Genomic DNA, 18,023 nt, shown 5'->3' on the forward strand with positions numbered 1-18,023 from the left:
GAAGGATTCGAACCTTCGAAGGCAGAGCCGTCAGATTTACAGTCTGATCCCTTTGGCCGCTCGGGAACCCCTCCCCAAGTGCGAGGCGCATACTACCAGATCCGGCAAGGTTGTGAACCCCTTGGCCGCATTCTGACGACAAAAAAGTGTCAAGTGGTCATTTTTTGATATGTTTCGCTCAAAATTCACACTTTTCAATGACTTTTATGTCGCTGCCGAAACGGCGAGGGGGCGTAGGGGGCTGGCAGCCAGGAGCCCCGGGGCTCCTGGCGGATCATGGGGAGCGGGCGCTCGCTCAGGCGTCGGCGGGGCGGGCCTGCTGGCAACCCTGCACCGCATGGGCGATGAGTTCGAGGGCGCTCTGCTCGCAGGGGGGCAGCACCTCGTCGCAACTCGCGATCGGGGTGACGCGATCTCCCCATTTGATGAGGGCGGCGCCCCAGGTCAGCCCGGCCCCGAAGGCGGCGGTCAGCAGGTAGCTGTTCGGCTTGACCCGACCCTGCTCCAGCGCCTCGCACAGGGCGATGGGCACAGTGGCGGCGGAGGTGTTGCCGTACTGCTCTATGTTGACCATCACCTTCTCCATGGGGGCATTCATCCGCTTGGCCAGGGTCTCGATGATGCGCACGTTCGCCTGGTGCGGCACGATGAGGTCGACCTGCTCGGGGGCGATGCCCGCCTGGGCCAGTACGGTGCCGGTGGCTTCGCCCATGCCGCGCACGGCGCGCTTGAAGATCTCCTGCCCCTCGAAGTTGAACGTGAAGAGGCCGTCAATGTCGGCGAAACGCACCCGATCCGTACCGAAGTTCGGCACGTGCAGTATCTCCCGCGCTTCGCTGTCACAACCGAGCTTGCTGGCAATCAGGCCGCTCTCCTGCTCGCTCGCCTCGATGATGACGGCGCCTGCGCCATCCCCGAACAGCACGGCGGTGTCGCGCTTGGCCCAGTCCAGCAACTGGGTCAGTCGCTCGGCACCGATCACCAGCACCCTTTGCATCATGCCGGTCTGCACCAGGGAGGTGGCGACCGAGAGGGCATAGACGAAGCCGGTGCAGGCGGCGTTGAGGTCGAACACCGCCGCCTTGTGGGCGCCGAGGGCCTGCTGCACGGCGGAGGCGCCATTGGGGACCAGCGTGCCCGGTGTGGCGGTCGCCAGGATGATGCCATCGAGGGTGGCGGCGTCCAAACCTGCGCACGCCAGGGCGCGACGGGCGGCCAGGGTGGCGAGCGCCTGGGTGCTGACATGGGAGACCCGGCGGGCCTTGATGCCGGTGCGCGGGTAGATCCACTCGTCCGAGGTATCCATGATGGTGCCGAGGTCATCGTTGGTCAGCGAGGCGGGGGGCAGGCATTTTCCCCACCCGGTGATAGTGGCGTATGTCATCTTGTCGTCGCTTGTCGTGATGGCCGCTCTGGGGCGGAAAGTGGCGAAATTATGCCGCACGGGGCGTTCACTGTCATCCTGCGGTCCCCCCAGTGTAAGGGGAGTGGCGGGAGCAAGACCGTGATTTTGCTTAAATTTCCGCTTCTCCTTGCCGTAAGATGAAGGCCCGATCCCGGCGACCCCTTCCCGAGGTGACTCCTGTGCACAAAGCGAATCTCAATCTCTTGCCCACCCTCAAGGTGCTGCTGGAGACCCGCAACATCAGCCGGGCGGCGGAGCTGCTGAACCTGAGCCAGCCCTCCATCAGCAAGCAGCTCGGCCAGCTTCGCAGCGAGTTTGGCGACGAGCTGCTGGTGCGGGAAGGGCAGCGCTGGCTGCTGACCCCGCGGGCCGAGGCCCTGGCGGCCCAGCTTGCCGATTCCCTCGGTGCCCTGGAGCGGCTCTACGAGGCGCCGGAATTTGCCCCCGAGCGCTGCGAGCGGGTGTTTCGGCTCGCCTCCTCCGACTACGTGGCCCAGCACATCCTGCCGGACATCTGTGCGGCCCTGGCGAGGGCCGCCCCCCGGGCGGCGCTGGAGTACAGCCTGTGGGACAAGCGCCAGTTGCCCCAGCTCTGGCAATCGGAGCTGGACATGGTCTCCACCATCACGGAGCTGGTGCCGGACCAGATCCGCGGCCTGCATCAGGGGGAGGACAGGCTGGTGGTGCTGATGGGGCGCCATCACCCGCTCTCTGGCATGGCGCTCAGCCTGGAGGATTACCTCGCCTGGCCCCACCTGCAGGTGAGCGGGGGCGGGGACAAGGACAGCCCGGTGGAGCAGGTGCTGGCCCCCCGCGGGCTCTCCCGCCGCTGGTTTGCCCGGGTGCCTTTCTTCCAGGCGGCGGTGGAGGTGCTGCTGCGCACAGACTGTCTGATGACCACCCCGGCCCATATCGCTTGGCAGCTCTCCCGGGAACATGCCCTGAGTTTTTGCGATCTCCCCTTCGCCACCCGGGTCCAGCAGTATCATCTGCTGTGGCACCAGCGCCACCACCTGGATCCGGCTCACCGCTGGTTTCGCGAGCTGGCCTATCCCTTCCTGCGGGATCACCTGCAATTCACCCTGGGGGAGAGTCGCAAGCAGTTGGCCCGAGGGCCGCAGGTGAGCCGCTGATGGCAGCGGGTTGTGCCACTCTATAGCCACTGGCTATGGACTCTATTCATAACTTTCACTTTTGGCATAGCGAGCCACCCCCTACCCTGATCCAGGGTGACAACAATCGACACGAAGGAAGAGAAGGTATGGAGCTGACGAGTTGGCTGGCGCTGGCCGCCATTTGCGTGATGGGGGCCATCAGCCCGGGGCCGAGCCTGGCACTGATCATCCGCAATACGGTGCAGGGAGGGCAGGGCCACGGGGTTGCCACGGCGCTGGGACATGGCCTGGGAGTCGGCATCTATGCGCTGATCACGGCCCTCGGCCTCGCCATCCTGATCACCCAGACCCCGCTGCTGTTCGATCTCATCCGCTACGGCGGCGCGGCGTTTCTCGCCTGGCTCGGGATCAAGGCGCTGCTGGCCAGGCCCGCAGGGGGTGAGGCAGGCAAGGAGGAGGGGCACCCGCCACGGGGACGTCAAGGGGCGTTCGAGGGCTTTATGGTGGCCTTCTTGAACCCCCAGCTCGCCATCTTCTTTATCGCCCTGTTCAGCCAGTTCGTGCATGCCGACACCGGCTGGCGTGAGGGGGGCATCATGATGCTGACCGCAGGCGGCATCGATGCGCTCTGGTATGTGCTGGTGGCCCTGGTGCTCTCTCGCGGGCCCGTACTCGCCTGGCTCAAGGCCAAATCCACCGTGATAGACAAGGTGAGCGGCCTGGTGCTGCTGGGGCTGGCCCTCAAGGTCGTGATCTAGCTCCGCGTCGGGTGCCAGCGTAGTCGGCATTCTGTCAGGGCCGGGGGATGAGGGGCAGCCAGATGTCCTTGTACGGGTGCCAATCCTGCATTCTGCGGTGATCTTAAGCGGGATCAAGGCGGGGGGCGGGGAGTCTGGTTAGAGTGGCGGCCATTTGCAGCCCTTCGAACCGGACGTTATGCGCGATCAGAACCATCACAACCGCCTGGAGTTGCTGGCCCCGGCCAAGAACCTTGCCTATGGCATCGAGGCCATCAACCACGGCGCCGACGCCGTCTACATGGGCGGCCCCGCCTTCGGTGCCCGCAGCGCAGCAGGCAACAGCCTCGAGGACATCGAGGCGCTGGCGCGCCATGCCCACCGCTTCGGCGCCCAGGTCTTCGTCGCCTTCAATACCCTGCTGCACGACCACGAGCTGGAGCAGGCCCGGCGCCTGACCCACCAGATCTACCAGGCGGGCGCCGATGCGCTGATCGTGCAGGACATGGGGCTGCTGGCGCTCGATTTGCCCCCCATCGCGCTGCACGCCAGCACCCAGACCGACAACCGCACCCCGGAAAAGGTGAAGTTTCTGCAGGACGTGGGCTTCTCCCAGGTGGTGCTGGCCCGCGAGCTCTCCCTTGCGCAGATCCGCGAGATAAGCGCCGCCACGAGCGTGCAGCTGGAGTTCTTCATCCACGGCGCCCTGTGCGTCTCCTACAGCGGCCAGTGCAACATCAGCCACGCCCGCACCGGGCGCAGCGCGAATCGCGGCGAGTGCGCCCAGCTCTGTCGGCTGCCCTGTTCCCTGCAAACGCCAGGGGGGGAGGTGCTGGTGGAAAACAGCCACCTGCTCTCCTTGAAAGACATGGATCAGACCGACAATCTGGAGGCGCTGATCGCCGCAGGGATCCGCTCCTTCAAGATTGAAGGGCGCCTCAAGGGGCTCGACTACGTCAAGAACGTCACCGCCTGGTATCGCCAGAAGCTGGACACCATCCTGGCGAGCCGCCCCGATCTGGTGGCCGCTTCCGCCGGTCGTTGCAGCTACACCTTTACGCCGGATCCCAAGAAGAGTTTCAACCGGGGCAGCACCGACTACTTCCTCCATGGCCGACAGCCAGGCATCGACTCGCCGCGTAGCCCGAAATACGTCGGGGAGCCGCTCGGGCGCGTCACCAGCGTGACCCGCGATGGCATCGAGATCGACGGCCAGGCCGTTGCCCTCAACAACGGCGATGGCCTCGGCTTCTTCAAGCCGGGGGGGGAGCTGGTGGGGATGCGCCTCAATAAAGTGGAAGAGAAGGCACAGAGCAAGCGGTTACTCCTGTCGGAACCCATGCCCGGTCTCAAGGTGGGCACCGAGATCTTTCGCAACCACGATCAGGCCTTCAGCAAGCAGCTCGAAAAGGGGAGCGCGGATCGCCGTATCCGGGTCGATATGCGGCTATCGGAGTGCGACGAGGGACTGCGGCTCGAACTTGTGGACGAGCAGGGCATTGGTGCCGCCGTCACGCTCCCCTGCGACCAGCAGCCGGCCGACAACCCGGAACGGGCGCTGCAACAGGCCAGGGATCAGCTCGGCAAACTCGGCAACACCCTGTTTGTGGCTCGCCAGATTGAGTTGGCATTCACTCGCCCGCTGTTTATTGCGGCTTCACAGCTTAACGGATTGCGCCGGGACGGCATTGCCGCCCTGGAGGCGGCCCGTCTGGCTGCCTACCGGCGACCCGAGCGGCGCATTCCCCTGCGAGGCGCCGTTTATCCCCAGCATCGGCTCTCTTACCTCGGCAATGTGCTGAACAGCGCGGCGGAGCAGTTCTTTCGCGAACACGGGGTGGGGAGCATCGCCCCCGCGTATGAGGCGAACAAGGAGGAGCGGGAAGTGGTGCTGATGACAACGAAGCACTGCATCCGCTACAGCCAGCAGCTCTGCCCCAAGGAGGTGCCCGGTCTCAAGGCCGAGCCCCTGGAGCTCAAGATGGGCAAGGAGAGTTTCCGCCTGCGCTTTGACTGCCACCGCTGCGAGATGCAGGTGATGGGCAGCCTGAAGAGGGGATGATTGCCCGTGTGGGCATGGGGTTGGAGCGGATTTGATGGCAGTATGGGGCGCGGCCTTGTCACGGATATCCCGTGGCGAGCCGCCTTCCCCCAGCCTTCTTCTGACAAAGGATCCGTCATGAACATCCATGCACTGCCGTTTTGCACCACGAACTGGGCCGAGGTCCCGCCGACCGAACACAAGGGAGAGCGCGGCGTCGCCCGCTGGCACACCCGGCAGTTCGGGGAGCTGCGGGTGCGAATGGTGGAGTACTCCCCCGGGTATCTGGCGGATCACTGGTGCAGCAAGGGCCATGTGCTGCTCTGCCTCGAAGGGGAGCTGCACACCGAGTTGCAGGATGGCCGCGTCTTCACCCTGACGCCGGGCATGAGCTACCAGGTGGCGGACAACGCCGAACCCCATCGCTCCTATACCGAACTGGGCGCTCGCCTCTTTATCGTCGACTGAGCCGCCCTCTTTCCCGCTTTCCCCTTGCGCTTCAGGAACTTGCCATGCTTGAACTCAGACCCAACTGCGAGTGCTGTGACCGGGATCTGCCCGCCGACACGGCGACGGCCTACATCTGCTCCTTCGAGTGCACCTTCTGCGCCGAGTGCAACGATCAGTATCTGCACCTGACCTGCCCCAACTGTGGCGGCGAGCTGGTCAGGCGCCCGCGCCGCCCGGCGGCCAAGCTGGTGAACAACCCCGCCTCCCTCCAGCGCGTCTTCAATCCTGCTCTGAAAGCGGCGCTGGGCAAGGGGGGCTAGGGCCCTCCCTTCATGGGAAGGGCTGGACTGGCAACTGGCTCGTCCCTGTGGCTCTTGACCTTCTCCCGGCGGCAGCCCCTATCAAGGGGGCTCACACCAAAGGAGCAAAAGATGACGGAGCGATTCGAAGGAGAAGGGGCGAAGGCCTATGACAGCCGCATCCCCCTGCTGGTGCCAGGCTACGAGCTGCTGCACCAGCTTTGTGCCTCCCGGCTGATGGCCGCGCTGGGTCAGCAGGCCCGGGTGCTGCTGGTTGGGGTGGGCACGGGCAGCGAGTTGCTGCTGCTTGGCCGTCTCTGCCCCCGCTGGACCTTTGTGGCCCTGGATATCTCGGCGGACATGCTGGCCCATGCCAGGATGCGGGCCGAGCAGGCGGGCATGGGGGAGAGGGTGTGCTGGCACCTGGGCGCATTGCCTGTGGTGGATAAGCCCTGCGATGGTGCACTCTGTCTGCTGGTTCTGCACTTTCTGGCGCAAGATGCCAAAGCCGCGCTATTGGGTGATATTTATCGCCAGCTCAATCCTGGTGCTCCTCTGCTGCTGGCGGATCTGATGGCGCCCACGGACCCGCTCGAGCGAAAGGCGATGGGGTTGCAAGCGGCCCTCGCCGGTCTGCCGCTTCCTGCCTGCGAGCAGATGGTGCGCCGCCTCGGAGAGGATTTCACCTCCCTGGACGAGGGACAGACCCGGCGCCTCTTGCAAGGGGCCGGTTTCGCGGCGGCGCACCGCTTCTTTCAGGCGCTGGGGTTTCACGGCTGGCTGGCGCAGCGGCAGTGAGCCCTGGCCGGGTGGCGCCGGATCAACGAGAGGCCCTCTCCAGCGTCAGCAGTGCCTGCTTGATGGGCAGGCCTCCCGCATAGCCGGTGAGGCTGCCATTCTGGCCGATCACCCGGTGGCAGGGGATGATGATGGAGAGCGGATTGCGGCCGTTCGCGGCACCCACCGCCCGCACCGCGTTTGGCTTGCCGATGGCGCGGGCGATGTTGCCGTAGCTGCGGGTCTCCCCGTAGGGGATGTCGCACAGCGCCTGCCACACCGCTTTCTGAAACGCCGTGCCCCTGGGGGCGAGCGGCAGGGTGAAGCGCTGCAACCGGCCCGCGAAGTAGTCCCGAAACTCGGCGAGGAAGGGGGCGAGCGCCTCGCCGTCCTGCTGCCAGTCCTGCATGTCGGGGAGCGGCCGCAGTCCGGCCAGGAAGTCCACGTGGACCAGACCGCGTTCGTCGATGGCGACCAGCAGTTCGCCCTGGTCGGTGGGCATCATGTCATAGCGGATCATGGGCTCTTCTCCTCGTCTTGTGTCTGTGTTGGCCGGGTGAGCAGCGCCGGTTGTTCACTCATGGCGTGCCACAGCCAGCTCGCGGCATAGGCGCGCCACGGTTGCCAGGGGGCGCTGCGCGCTGTCACCTCTTTCACCGGCAGCTTGTCACCGCCCCCCAGCGCCTTTTGCAGCACGAGATCCGAGGCGGGGAAGGCATCCGTGTCCAGCCCGCAGCGCAGCCGCCAGTAAGCGACCGTCCAGGGACCTATGCCCGGCAGCGCGAGCAGTTGTTCGTCGCTTGCCGTGGCGAGGGTGAGTGCGCCGCTTGCGAGCGCCGAGGCGAGCCCTTGCAGGGTGCGGATGCGGCTGCCAGGCATGCCGATGCCGTCAAGATCCAGCTCGCACAGCTGGGTCGGGGTGGGCAGCTGCGCGGTGCCGAACTGAGCCTGGGTGCGCGCCACCAGGCGCCCCATGATGGTGATGGCACCCTTGACCGACACCTGCTGGCCTACGATGGCGCGCAGCATCACCTCGTATTCATCCCACCCCCCCGGCAGCCGCACCCCGGGCCATCGTCCCTGGATGCCGGCGAGCAGCGGATCCTGCCCCAGGTGTTCGCCGATGCGGCTCATGTCGGCGTCGAGATCCCACATGCGGCGCACGCGGTACAGGATGTCCAGCAGCGCACCCGGCGGCAGATCCCGCACCGTGAGTCTGAGCCTCTCCCCCTCGACGGGCTCGATGCGGATGAGCCCCTCCTGCTCGCCGACCCGGTGGCGACGCTCGTAACCGTGCTCATCCACCCGCTCCAGCCCCGGAATGGCGCGCAACCGGTAGAACGCGAGCATGGCCTGGACGTCGAACGGCGGGCGATACAGCAGGTGCAGTTGCAGGCTAGATTGCGGTGTCTCCTGCGGCGCGCCCCCTTCCTGCTTGCGCAGGGCGCCCGGTGTCATGCCATACGCCTGCAGCCAGGCGTCGTTGAAGCGGCGAATGCTTGCAAAGCCTGCGGCAAACGCCACGTCCGTGATGGGCAGGCGCGTCTCCGTCAGCAGCCGTTTCGCAAGCAGCAGGCGGCGCGTCTGCTCCACCTGTTTCGGCGAGGCGCCGAGATGTTGCTCGAACTGGCGCCTCAGGGTGCGCTCCGTGATCCCGGCTTGCGTTGCAAGGGAACCCAGGCTGTGCTCCGCCAGCTCGCCGCGCTCGATGCGCGCCAGCACCAGGGCGACGAGCGGTGGCAGATCGCCGCTCTGAGCCGGTGCGAGCTCGGGGCGACAGCGCAGGCAGGGGCGCAGCCCGTGCTGCTCCGCCGCCGCCGCGAAGCGAAAATAGCGCACATTGTGCTCGTGCGGTGCTCGCGCCGGACACACGGGGCGGCAATAGATGCCGGTGGAGAGCACCCCGGTGAAGAAGCGACCATCGAAACGCGTGTCTCGCGCGAGGCGTGCGGCGTGGCACTGCTCCCGGGTGAGACCCGGGATAATCTCGTCCCGTTGGGATGAATGCGGGGGCTCTGTGGTCATGGCATGGCTCGGGTTGCTGTGGGCATGTCCCAGAGACTAAGCGGGGGCGAGAGGGGTGACTAGCCAAAAACGGACAGGAATAGCAAAAATAGTGCGATCCGAGGAATCCCAGTCCTCCCTTTGTAAGGTAAGGGGGGCAGGACCCCACCCTAACCCTCCCCTTCGTAAGGGGAGGGGACAAACAGCTCCCCTCTGTGAACGGGGCGGGGTTAGCTCCTCCCCCTTGTGAAGGGGGAGGCTGGGAGGGGGTTCAACCTCGCTTATTTCAGATAGCGCTGTTCGAGGTGTTTGCGCAGCCACTGGGGATTGAGCGCCTCACCGGTCGCGCGGCGAATGAGCTCGTCCGTGCCGTGCAGGCTGCCCTGGGACCAGATGTGGCGGCCGAGCCAGCCAAAGATCTCCGGCAGGCGGCCCGCTTCGATGAGCTGGCCCATGTCGCCGAGTTCACGCTCGAGCGCGAAGCGCAGCTGCGCCGCGTACATGGCGCCGAGCGTGTAACTCGGGAAGTAGCCGAATGAACCGTCCGTCCAGTGGATGTCCTGCATGCAGCCGTTCTGGTAATTGCCCTTCGTGGACAAGCCGAGCCACTGTTGCATCTTCGCGTCCCACAGCTCGGGGATGTCCGCGACCTCGATGCGCCCTTCCATCAGGTCCCGCTCCAGCTCGTAGCGCAGGATGACGTGGGCCGGGTAGGTGACCTCGTCCGCATCAACCCTGATAAAGCCGGGCTCGACCCTGTTGTACAGCTTCTCGAGGTTCGCGGGTGCGAGCGCATCCTCTGCCCCGAAGTGCGCGCGAATGCGCGGCGCAATCAGCGCGAGGAACGCGGGGTGATGGCCGAGCTGCATCTCGCAGAACAGGCTCTGGCTCTCGTGAATGCCCATGGAACGCGCCTCGGCCACCGGCTGGCCGAGCAGTGCGCGCGGCAGGCCCTGCTCGTAGCGTGCGTGGCCCGTCTCGTGGACGATGCCCATCAGGCTGGAGACGAACTCCTGCTCGTTGTAGCGCGTGGTGATGCGCACGTCCGTCGGCACGCCGCCGCAGAACGGGTGGCTGCTCACGTCGAGCCTGCCGTGAGCAAAATCAAAGCCGAGCAGTCCCATCACCTCCTGGCCGAGCGCCTGCTGCGTCGCAACCGGGAACGGGCCTTGCGGGGTGAGGAGGGTGTCGCTCTTCTGCCGCTCGCTCACGGTCTGGATCAGGTTTGGCAGCCAGCCGGTCAGATCGCCGAAGATCTCGTCGAGCCGGGCGCTGGTCATGCCCGGCTCATAGAGCGCCAGCATGGCATCGTAGGGGCGTACCCCCAGCGCATCGGCACGCAGGCGAGCCACCTCGCGCGAGAGTGTCACCACCTCGGTGAGGTTGGGTGCAAAGCTCGCCCAGTCGTTCTCCTTGCGCTGGCGACGCCAGGCGTGCTCGCATTTGCTGCCGGCGAGGGACAGCGCCTCCACCAGCGCCCCCGGCAGCAGGCTTGCATCCTGCCACTGGCGCTTGATCTCCCGCAGGTTCGCACGCTGGTGCTCGTCCAGCGGTTCACTCTCTGCCTTGGCAATCCACTCCCCAAGCTCGGGGGCGGTGCGCTTGCCGTGGATCAGCACGCCGAGCTCCGCCATCGCTTCGGCGCGGGCCTCGTTGCCCCCCTCCGGCATCATGGCGGCCTGATCCCAGCCGCAGATGGCGGAGAGGTGGGAGAGGCGGTGCAGTTGTTGCTGATGTTGTTCGAGTTTCTGGTATGACATGGGATTGTCCTTGTTATCGTCCCTGATGATATGCACCCCGTACCTGGCATGATCGGGGCCGCCCGATGCTAGCACTGCCATCCATCCTGGTGCCACCCTCAGGCAGTCAGCCGAGGCGCTTCTGGTGCCGTTCGCGGTTTTCCGCCTTCTTGCGCTCGCTCTTGCGCAGCAATACGTAGAGCGCACCGCTGCCGCCGTGGCGGCGCTCGGCGCTGTGCATGGCCATCACCGAAGGTAACTGTGGCAGCCAGGCGCTGACATGGCTCTTGAGCAGGGCACGCGGGGTGCTGCGCTCCCCCTTGCCGTGCAGGATCAGCAGGCAGCGGATATCCCGCACTTCGCATTCGGCAATGAACTGCACCAGGGCGATACGGGCCTCGTTGAGCGTCTTGTGGTGCAGGTCGAGGGAGCCTTGCAGCTCGTATTTGCCAAGGCGCAGCTTCTTGTAGACCCCCTCCTGCACGCCGTCACGCTTGAAGCCGACGATGGCATGGGGGTCCAGCATCTCGACTGCTTCCGTGCCGAGGTGATCCAGGGTGAGTTGTTCGGCGGTGGCGGCTTCCCGGCGCGCGAGTTGCGCCTCGGTGGGCTGGTTGTTGCCCGCAACGGGGGCGATATGGTCGCTGCGAAGGGGCCGCACGTCGGCCACTTCCTGCAGGAACAGTGAGAGTTCGTCGTTATGAGACACGGCAGGCTCCCCGCATGAAAATGAGGGAGCCAGTATAGCGGGCCTTGGTGGGCCTTAGAATGGCAACGCTCGCGGGCCCCGGCCCCTGCCGGGTAAGGCGGTCTGAGCGAGCCTGGTTATTGCCCCTCTTTGGGCGGCTCTGCGTGCATCACCTTGTAGATGAAATAGACCGCATAGGCGCTGATGAGCAGGAAGGTGCCGAAAATCACCAGCATGGACATCAGCCCCACGCTGTTGCCGAACATCAGGTTCATCCAGAATTCCATCTCGTTCACTCCTGTCACTGGGCGGTGACAGGCATGATAGATACCTCTTCAGGAGGGAGGGGATGATCTCGATCAACTCCCTCTCTGGTTATTTAATCGGCAGCAAATTCTGTGAGCCGACGCGCATCCGGCGCGTCAGGTCGCCGGACTGGACGCTATTTTGCTTTCTCCAGGGTCGGTTCGGTGAGGGGCGTGATGCGCCAGCCCTGCTGCTCCAGCAGGGCGAGCAGCCCGTGCTCGCCGTAAAGATGCAGGGCCCCTACCACGATAAAGCTCTCGTTCGGCAGGCTGGGCCACTTCTTGACCCAGTTGCGGTTGCGCTCTGCCAGCAGGGTCTGTTCCAGCCAGGCTTGCAGCTTGGGCGGCGCCATCTCCTCCCTGAGCAGATTGATGAGGGTGGCCTCGTCCCCGTTCTGCCAGGCGGTCATCACGGCGTCGAACCCCTGCTGGATGTCGGGTAGCTCGTCCAGGGTGCTCTCCAGCATCAGGGTCTGGTTGTCGCCGACGCTCGCGAGATAGCCGAGCTGCTCCAGCAGGGTCTCCAGCCCGACGATGGGCTTGCCGCCGTCGTTCGCCCGCTTGGCGAAGTGCTGGTCGACACCGTATTCACCGCGATAGCCGGTGCGCTCCAGGGCCGCCTGGGTCAGGGTAATGGCCGCAAACCAGGGACGCAGCGGGGCCAGCATGCTCTCGTTCAGACCATTCTGGCCCGCGGCGATGAGGGTGCGACGGTAGAGGTCTATGGGCAGGTGATCCTTGAGGGTCTTGCCGTCGACGAGCCGGGTGATGGCGCCCATCTCCTGCCACTGCTCCTGGCTGATGTGGGTCATGTCCACCTCCATCACCAGGGCGCGGCTCTGCTGCCAGGCGCGCTCCACCGGGTCCGGCAGGGGATAGAGAGAGGGTTTGCCCGCGTGGATGGACCCCAGCAGCCAGTGCTGTTCGTTGCCCTTGTTGATGCGGTAAAAGGCCGGATCGGCCATGGCATGGAGCGGCAGCAGCAGGCAGAGCAGGAAGGAGAGCAGCGTGGGATGGAATCTCATGAGGCACCTTATGTGAGCGGGATGAGTGCTCTATGATAAGTCCTCATTTGTCACAGCCAAGAGGTTTCCCATGCCCCACCTTCGTTTTCGGGCAGTTTCTGTCGACACCCTGCAGCGGATAAGCGCCCCCCTGATGGCGGATCTCTGCGCCCTGACCGGTGGCAAGCCGGAGTTCGTCACCCTGGAGTGCGTGCCGAGCCAGTGGGTACGAGATGGCCAGCCCGAAGCCGGTTTCCCCTTCGTGGAGCTGGTCTGGTTCGAGCGACCGCAGGAGATGCAGGATGCCGCCGCCGCCCTCATCACCCGCCACCTGAAAGGGGTGCTGGGGGAGCAGACCTATGTGGTGGTGCAGGTGCTGCCCATCGTCAAGAGTCACTACTACAGCAACGGCCAGCACTATTGAGCGGGCATCGTTGCTGAGACCGGTGCATGTCAAGAGGAGGGCCACCGAGGGCCCCTTTATCAGGCGGATTTGATCAGCAGCTTGTCAAGCCAGCGGCTTGGCAGCAGGCGGCGCAGCACGGTAAACAATTTGGTCGGGAAGGTGACCGGGTAGCGGTGCCTGGGACGCTTGCTCGTGAGCGCATGCAGTAACGGCGGGATGCAGGCCTCGCTTGGCAGGGTAAAGCCCCGGGCACCCCCTTCACGCTCCAGCCTGGCCAGCGTCTGGGCATAGGCGTCCTGATGGCGGCTGGTGGCGGGGTCTATGTGGCGCAGGAAGGCCTCTCGGGCATTGGCGCGAAACCGGGTGTCGATGGGGCCGGGTTCGATCAGGCTGATGTGCACGCCGCTGCCCGCGAGTTCCAGGCGCAGGGTGTCGGTATAGCCTTCCAGCGCGAACTTGCTGGCGTTGTAGGCGCCACGATACTTCATGGCCACCAGGCCAAGCACCGAGCTGTTCTGCACGATGCGCCCCTCGCCTGCCGCCAGCATGGGGGGCAATATCTGGCGAATGAGGTGATGCCAGCCAAAGAGGTTGGTCTCGAACTGCTCGCGCAGCGCCTCGGTGGGCAGATCTTCCAGCGCACCGGGCTGGCCGTAGGCGCCGTTGTTGAAGAGGCCGTAGAGGCGCCCTTCTGCCAGGGCCAGCGCCTCTGCCGCCCCTTGTTCTATGCTGGTGCTGTCCGCCAGATCCAGTTGCACCGCCAATAGACCCTGCTGCTGCAGCAGGGCCACATCCTCGGCCTTGCGGGCGGAAGCGATGACGGTGAAGCCCCGGGCGCCGAGCGTTCTTGCGGCGGCGAGGCCGATGCCGCTGGAGCAGCCGGTGACGAGCACGAAGGGATGGGGCATGAGCATGGTCCTGATTGACGGCCGGCAGGTGGCCCGAAGCTGGCATGGTAGCGTGGTGCCACCAAAAACAAAACCGGGCCAGAGGCCCGGTTTTCGGTCACATCAGATGCCTGATTACATGATGGTGAACGGCATGATGATGTGGAACTTGACGTCATGCTCGGAGCTGAACATGTTCGGGTAGTACCAGCTGCCCTTGTCGTCCTGTTCGTTGTTGTAGTCGGTGTAGTGCAGCTTGAACAGGGTGCCCTTCAGCTTGCCGTCCTGCACTGTATACATGACGTCGAAGTTGGCTGCCCACTCTTTGCCGCCTTCCAGGGACTTGTCGCCGTTGTTGGCATCCCAGCCGTAGGCACCGGAGACACCCACGCCCCAGCCCGGTGCACCCACCAGATCATCCAGGGAACGAGTCACGCCGAAGAACAGGGCCTTCTCGTCGTTGTGGTTCCAGTCTGAGCGGGAATCCCACCAGATTTCGTTCGCGCCCTGGGAGTTGCCGTAGCCACGGGTCAGACGGGGCAGGTAGTTGCCCAGATCCCCTTCAGCCTTGGTCCACAGGCCTTCCAGACGGAAGCCATAGGGGCCGGCTGCCCAGCTGGCGGTCAGGGCTTGTTGCCAGGCCAGGCCGTCATAGTCGCTGTTCTCGGTGTCGGAACCGTAGAACTGGTAGCTGGTGTTCAGGCCACCCAGTACGTCGAACTTGTGGGCCAGCTTGAAGTGGTAGCTGTCCATGTAGCCTTCGGACTGACCGAAGCCGGCGGTGACGGCAGTGCCGTTCTCGAAGGTGTAGCGAGCGGCCAGACCGTGGATGAAGTCGATCTTGTTCGCATCGGTGAAGGGATCGCTGGCATAGGGGCTGCTCTTGGAGAAGCCGGTGGTGTTCTTGAACCAGGGAGCCTTGTACTCGTCGGCGATGGCGTAGGTCAGGTAGAGGCCGCCGAAGGTGCCTTCGATCTGGCCACCACGGTAGGTACCGGGTTGATAGGACCAGTTGACGCCGAGGATGCCGGGTACATAGAGCTGGGTGTAACCACCCTTGGCGGTGACGGCGTCACCGAACTTGAATTTCAGGGCGGCGTTGGAGAGGCTGAAGCCGTTCTCGGGAACCCCGTCACCACCTGAACCCCACTTGTCGCCCCAGAAGGAGAATTCGTTCTCTTCGTTGACGCCATTGCTTTCGTCAACGGCCAGGTCGTAGGCACCGAAGCCGCCCACGTCGACGCCGACCACACCCCATGCATAGCCGGAGTTGAAGTTCAGGGCTGCCTGGGTGGTGGCATGGCTCAGGTTGGAGTGGTATTTGCCATCCTGACCCGGACCGGCCTGGACGCGATCACGCTCACGCTGGAAGTAGAACAGGCCACCGGTGAGCTTGCCTTCGTCGATGAAGGCGCTGTAGGACTTGCCGTATTCCGGGCTCATCATGTCTTGAGCGGCGAACGCCATGCCGGGTGCGACCAGTGCCGCGACCACGGCAGCACTCAACGCGGCGCGCTTGAAGATCACTTTTTCCATTTGTTATTGCTCCTGATTTTATGGACTTAGCTTTTTTATCCGGCAGCCGGGTAGGCACCCGCCGCTCGGTATTGGCATTGCAATCAACACCCCGAAGGGCAAAAAAATGGTTCTCTGTCGAGCCCTTGTGCCTGATGCCTTGGCGCATCGGTCGGGGCTATCTGCATCGTTACAGTCGTTATTTTTTGGCTGTCGATCCTTGGCGATCTGACATCACCAAGAGTACGTTCGCGGTGCGAAATATCAATGTAAAGTTCCCGCCAAGTTTCAAAAATATGACCGAGTGCAAATAATCATGATTCTTGGTGTGGGCACTCCCAGGCCACTCATGTCGGCAATGACAGCGCTTTCATGGTGATTTCACCGTTCTCCTGCGCAGATCTTGCCATCAAGGCAGAACTTTCTTTGTTAACCCGGTGGCAACATATAATTTTGTATCACAAAAAAAGATGGGCCCGGCCGGATGTCCACTGTCGTGAGCGTGAGCCGTCGCCCCGACAGACGGGGGGACCAGGGATGTGAAAGGGGTGAGAGGGCCTGTGACTGAATGGATGAGGCAACCCGTCATCGCCCGTGAGGACATGACGGGAGTATCAGGGGAAGGGTTGCGGCAAGGCCGGGCCGCGGGCAGGTAGACAGGGAACGCGCTCTGGGTCTGGTGCGAACCAGACCCGGGGGTTATCAGGCCTGGCTCAGGATCCGGGGGATCTGCTGGGCCTGGTGGTGGATGTGCTCCGAGACCTGTACCGAGAGGCGGCTGCCCTGGCGGGCGTGCTGGCTGATGCGACCGATGAGGGCGGCGAAGCTCGCCAGCCTGTGCTCCTGACTCTTGGCATTGTCGGCGCCTTGCAGGGCGATGACGGCGGTGCTGCGCGCCATCTCCCGCACCGTCAGGGTGGTCTGGCGCAGTTGCTCCGCCTGCTGGCGCTGCTCGGCGGCCTCTGCGGTGATGCGGGCCAGCACGGTGGCGAGCTGATCCCCCGCCTGGGTGAGGCTGGCCAGGATCTCGGTGATCTGGCCGAGGGAGCGCTGGGTGTCGGCGGAGAGGTGGCGCACCTCGTCGGCTACCACCGCGAAGCCGCGTCCCTGCTCCCCGGCCCTGGCCGCCTCGATGGCGGCGTTGAGGGCCAGCAGGTTGGTCTGCTGGGAGATATGGCCGATGACGTCGACGATGGCGGTCACGTCCTCCACCGAGCGGGTCAGCTGGGCCAGGGCGCCGCTGCTCTCGTCGATGGCGAGCCCGGTCTGGGCGGTAGCCGTCAGCATGCCCCCGACCAGCCGCTCGCTCTGGCTCATGGAGTGTTCATTGTGCTGGGCGTGCTGGGCGATTTCGGCGGCGACCTGGTGCACCTCGCTGGCGAGCTGGTTGAGCTCCTGCATCATGGTGTCGCTCTCATCCACCGCCTGCTCCGTGGTGCGGGTGCTGTGATGGATCTCCTGCACCTGCTCCACCATCTCCTGCAGGCTGGAAGAGACGCTGGAGAGCTGCCCCGCCTTCTGCTGCTGATCCTGTTGCAGGCGCTGTATCAGGCGGTTGTAGCTCGCGACGATGTCCGCCAGTTCGTTGCGCTCGCGCCCCGGGGTCAGCAGTTGGGCCTGACCTGTGGCGTCGAGCTGCAGGAAGGCTGCCCGCAGTTGCAGCAGGGGCCTGACCAGCCAGCGACGCTGCACCAGGGCGAACAGCAGGGCCACCACGACCAGGCAGAGCGCCAGCATGCCGAGCACGGTGGCCAGCTCCCGGTTCATGGTCTGACGGGCGGCGGCGAGTTGCTCACCCAATTGCTCCCCCGCTTGCAGCAGCTGGGTGATGTCCTGCTGCACCATCTGACGAGCGGCCTGCTGCTGTTGCAGCGCCTTGCGGCTGTTTTCCAGCTCCTGGGGATAGCGCTTGAGCAGGGAGGTCAGCTCGGCTTTGGGCTGATCCCCGAGCTCCTTGCGTATCGGCTCTCCCAGGGTGAATTCGTCGGCCGGTGCCTCCTCGAAAAGCTCCATGCTCGGCAAGGCGGCCAGGGAGTCGGCCTGCTTTTGCAGGGCAGCCAGCTCGAATTGCAGCCCTTCGAGACGCTTGGCACTCGCCTGCTCCATGTAGTTCTGGCGCTGGTGGGCGAGGGAGGGGAGGGCGGTCAGGATGTCGGCCGACCCCTGGCGATACTGCTCGGCAAGGGCCGGATCCCGCCCGGCGGCCGCCCCCTGCTGGCCGTAACGGAGCAAGGCTTTGGCCTGGGTGGTCAACTCGTTCTCGGCATTTTGCAGCAACCACTGGCTGTTGCCGGAGAGCTTGCCCGCCGCCAGATAGTCGCCGTCAATGCGGGTTTTCATCTGCTCAAGCCGGGCGTTTAGCGGCTGGGTCTGGGGATCCTCCAGGCGGGACAGCAGGGCCAGCGCCTGCTGGCGCACTCCCTGGGCCTGGGCCAGCAGCAGGGGATCCCCGCTGCCGAGATAGTCGCGAAGCGCCCCCTGCAACGGACCGCTCAGTTGCTGTTGCAGGCGCTCCTGCAGACGCTGGGCCTGGGCCGAGTGGTTGAATTGTTGCCAGCCATGATAGAGCGCGGTGGCCTGGACACCGGCCACCAGCAGCAAGACGAGGGAAGAGAGGGAGGCAAAATGGGCAATTTTCACATCAGATTCCT

Annotated in this window: 17 protein-coding genes; 7 read left to right on the plus strand and 10 right to left on the minus strand. The window is 64.8% G+C overall.

Annotated features, from left to right (window positions below):
- Positions 1-295 precede the first annotated feature (295 nt).
- Positions 296-1,384, minus strand: coding sequence for a ketoacyl-ACP synthase III (locus tag AB5Y70_RS18525; protein ID WP_279988870.1), 1,089 nt, complete (start codon positions 1,382-1,384; stop codon positions 296-298).
- Between the two features lie 200 nt (positions 1,385-1,584).
- Between AB5Y70_RS18525 and AB5Y70_RS18530 the strand changes: the two genes are divergently transcribed.
- From AB5Y70_RS18530 to AB5Y70_RS18555, 6 genes are all read left to right on the plus strand, one after another.
- Positions 1,585-2,538 (plus strand): LysR family transcriptional regulator, encoded by a 954-nt coding sequence (locus AB5Y70_RS18530; protein WP_042017736.1) that lies wholly within the window; start codon positions 1,585-1,587, stop codon positions 2,536-2,538.
- A 128-nt stretch (positions 2,539-2,666) separates the two neighbouring features.
- Positions 2,667-3,278 (plus strand): LysE family translocator, encoded by a 612-nt coding sequence (locus AB5Y70_RS18535; protein WP_039041052.1) that lies wholly within the window; start codon positions 2,667-2,669, stop codon positions 3,276-3,278.
- Between the two features lie 178 nt (positions 3,279-3,456).
- The gene (locus AB5Y70_RS18540; RefSeq protein WP_279988872.1) at positions 3,457-5,319 is read left to right on the plus strand and encodes a U32 family peptidase; all 1,863 of its coding nucleotides are present in this window, start codon (positions 3,457-3,459) and stop codon (positions 5,317-5,319) included.
- Positions 5,320-5,436: 117 nt separating this feature from the next.
- Complete coding sequence (locus tag AB5Y70_RS18545; protein ID WP_041214635.1) at positions 5,437-5,766, plus strand: DHCW motif cupin fold protein; 330 nt, start codon at positions 5,437-5,439, stop codon at positions 5,764-5,766.
- A 44-nt stretch (positions 5,767-5,810) separates the two neighbouring features.
- A complete protein-coding gene (locus AB5Y70_RS18550; protein ID WP_010673281.1) occupies positions 5,811-6,068 on the plus strand; it encodes a DUF1272 domain-containing protein in 258 nt (85 codons plus the stop codon).
- 111 nt (positions 6,069-6,179) lie between these two features.
- A complete protein-coding gene (locus AB5Y70_RS18555; protein ID WP_103858730.1) occupies positions 6,180-6,845 on the plus strand; it encodes a class I SAM-dependent methyltransferase in 666 nt (221 codons plus the stop codon).
- A 22-nt stretch (positions 6,846-6,867) separates the two neighbouring features.
- On the opposite strand, the gene AB5Y70_RS18560 is transcribed toward AB5Y70_RS18555, so the two are convergent.
- The 6 genes from AB5Y70_RS18560 to AB5Y70_RS18585 all read right to left on the minus strand — a co-directional run bounded on the left by AB5Y70_RS18560 (position 6,868) and on the right by AB5Y70_RS18585 (position 12,585).
- A complete protein-coding gene (locus tag AB5Y70_RS18560; RefSeq protein WP_368176097.1) occupies positions 6,868-7,344 on the minus strand; it encodes a methylated-DNA--[protein]-cysteine S-methyltransferase in 477 nt (158 codons plus the stop codon).
- A complete protein-coding gene (locus AB5Y70_RS18565) occupies positions 7,341-8,849 on the minus strand; it encodes an AlkA N-terminal domain-containing protein (protein WP_368176098.1) in 1,509 nt (502 codons plus the stop codon). The genes AB5Y70_RS18560 and AB5Y70_RS18565 overlap by 4 nt, the downstream gene beginning before the upstream one ends.
- A 260-nt stretch (positions 8,850-9,109) precedes the next feature.
- Positions 9,110-10,588: a carboxypeptidase M32 gene (locus AB5Y70_RS18570; RefSeq protein WP_368176099.1), complete on the minus strand. Its 1,479-nt coding sequence runs from the start codon at positions 10,586-10,588 to the stop codon at positions 9,110-9,112.
- 106 nt (positions 10,589-10,694) lie between these two features.
- Positions 10,695-11,276, minus strand: coding sequence for a DNA endonuclease SmrA (gene smrA / locus AB5Y70_RS18575; RefSeq protein ID WP_042074873.1), 582 nt, complete (start codon positions 11,274-11,276; stop codon positions 10,695-10,697).
- Between the two features lie 116 nt (positions 11,277-11,392).
- Complete coding sequence (locus tag AB5Y70_RS18580; RefSeq protein WP_010673287.1) at positions 11,393-11,542, minus strand: DUF3149 domain-containing protein; 150 nt, start codon at positions 11,540-11,542, stop codon at positions 11,393-11,395.
- Between the two features lie 155 nt (positions 11,543-11,697).
- A complete protein-coding gene (locus AB5Y70_RS18585) occupies positions 11,698-12,585 on the minus strand; it encodes a TraB/GumN family protein (protein ID WP_041214639.1) in 888 nt (295 codons plus the stop codon).
- A gap of 70 nt (positions 12,586-12,655) precedes the next feature.
- Between AB5Y70_RS18585 and AB5Y70_RS18590 the strand changes: the two genes are divergently transcribed.
- Positions 12,656-12,988, plus strand: coding sequence for a DUF1904 family protein (locus AB5Y70_RS18590; protein WP_041214640.1), 333 nt, complete (start codon positions 12,656-12,658; stop codon positions 12,986-12,988).
- A gap of 59 nt (positions 12,989-13,047) precedes the next feature.
- Here AB5Y70_RS18590 and AB5Y70_RS18595 read toward each other — a convergent pair whose 3' ends face one another.
- The 3 genes from AB5Y70_RS18595 to AB5Y70_RS18605 all read right to left on the minus strand — a co-directional run bounded on the left by AB5Y70_RS18595 (position 13,048) and on the right by AB5Y70_RS18605 (position 18,012).
- The gene (locus AB5Y70_RS18595) at positions 13,048-13,878 is read right to left on the minus strand and encodes an SDR family oxidoreductase (RefSeq protein ID WP_368176100.1); all 831 of its coding nucleotides are present in this window, start codon (positions 13,876-13,878) and stop codon (positions 13,048-13,050) included.
- 114 nt (positions 13,879-13,992) lie between these two features.
- Entirely contained in the window at positions 13,993-15,393 is a 1,401-nt protein-coding gene (locus AB5Y70_RS18600; RefSeq protein ID WP_319872548.1) for an OprD family outer membrane porin, read from the minus strand.
- A 681-nt stretch (positions 15,394-16,074) separates the two neighbouring features.
- Entirely contained in the window at positions 16,075-18,012 is a 1,938-nt protein-coding gene (locus AB5Y70_RS18605) for a methyl-accepting chemotaxis protein (protein ID WP_319872549.1), read from the minus strand.
- Between the last annotated feature and the right edge of the window lie 11 nt (positions 18,013-18,023).

The organism is Aeromonas sp. s1(2024) (genome assembly GCF_040908005.1).
In the GTDB taxonomy this organism is placed as follows: Bacteria; Pseudomonadota; Gammaproteobacteria; order Enterobacterales; family Aeromonadaceae; genus Aeromonas; species Aeromonas caviae.

Coding starts and splice junctions, on each gene's coding strand:
- AB5Y70_RS18595 (WP_368176100.1), bottom strand. CDS start 13,878: ATGCCCCATCCCTTCGTGCTCGTCACCGGCTGCTCCAGCGGCATCGGC.
- AB5Y70_RS18540 (WP_279988872.1), top strand. CDS start 3,457: ATGCGCGATCAGAACCATCACAACCGCCTGGAGTTGCTGGCCCCGGCC.
- AB5Y70_RS18570 (WP_368176099.1), bottom strand. CDS start 10,588: ATGTCATACCAGAAACTCGAACAACATCAGCAACAACTGCACCGCCTC.
- AB5Y70_RS18545 (WP_041214635.1), top strand. CDS start 5,437: ATGAACATCCATGCACTGCCGTTTTGCACCACGAACTGGGCCGAGGTC.
- AB5Y70_RS18580 (WP_010673287.1), bottom strand. CDS start 11,542: ATGGAATTCTGGATGAACCTGATGTTCGGCAACAGCGTGGGGCTGATG.
- AB5Y70_RS18600 (WP_319872548.1), bottom strand. CDS start 15,393: ATGGAAAAAGTGATCTTCAAGCGCGCCGCGTTGAGTGCTGCCGTGGTC.
- AB5Y70_RS18555 (WP_103858730.1), top strand. CDS start 6,180: ATGACGGAGCGATTCGAAGGAGAAGGGGCGAAGGCCTATGACAGCCGC.
- AB5Y70_RS18535 (WP_039041052.1), top strand. CDS start 2,667: ATGGAGCTGACGAGTTGGCTGGCGCTGGCCGCCATTTGCGTGATGGGG.
- AB5Y70_RS18525 (WP_279988870.1), bottom strand. CDS start 1,384: ATGACATACGCCACTATCACCGGGTGGGGAAAATGCCTGCCCCCCGCC.
- AB5Y70_RS18560 (WP_368176097.1), bottom strand. CDS start 7,344: ATGATCCGCTATGACATGATGCCCACCGACCAGGGCGAACTGCTGGTC.
- AB5Y70_RS18565 (WP_368176098.1), bottom strand. CDS start 8,849: ATGACCACAGAGCCCCCGCATTCATCCCAACGGGACGAGATTATCCCG.
- AB5Y70_RS18585 (WP_041214639.1), bottom strand. CDS start 12,585: ATGAGATTCCATCCCACGCTGCTCTCCTTCCTGCTCTGCCTGCTGCTG.
- AB5Y70_RS18590 (WP_041214640.1), top strand. CDS start 12,656: ATGCCCCACCTTCGTTTTCGGGCAGTTTCTGTCGACACCCTGCAGCGG.
- AB5Y70_RS18550 (WP_010673281.1), top strand. CDS start 5,811: ATGCTTGAACTCAGACCCAACTGCGAGTGCTGTGACCGGGATCTGCCC.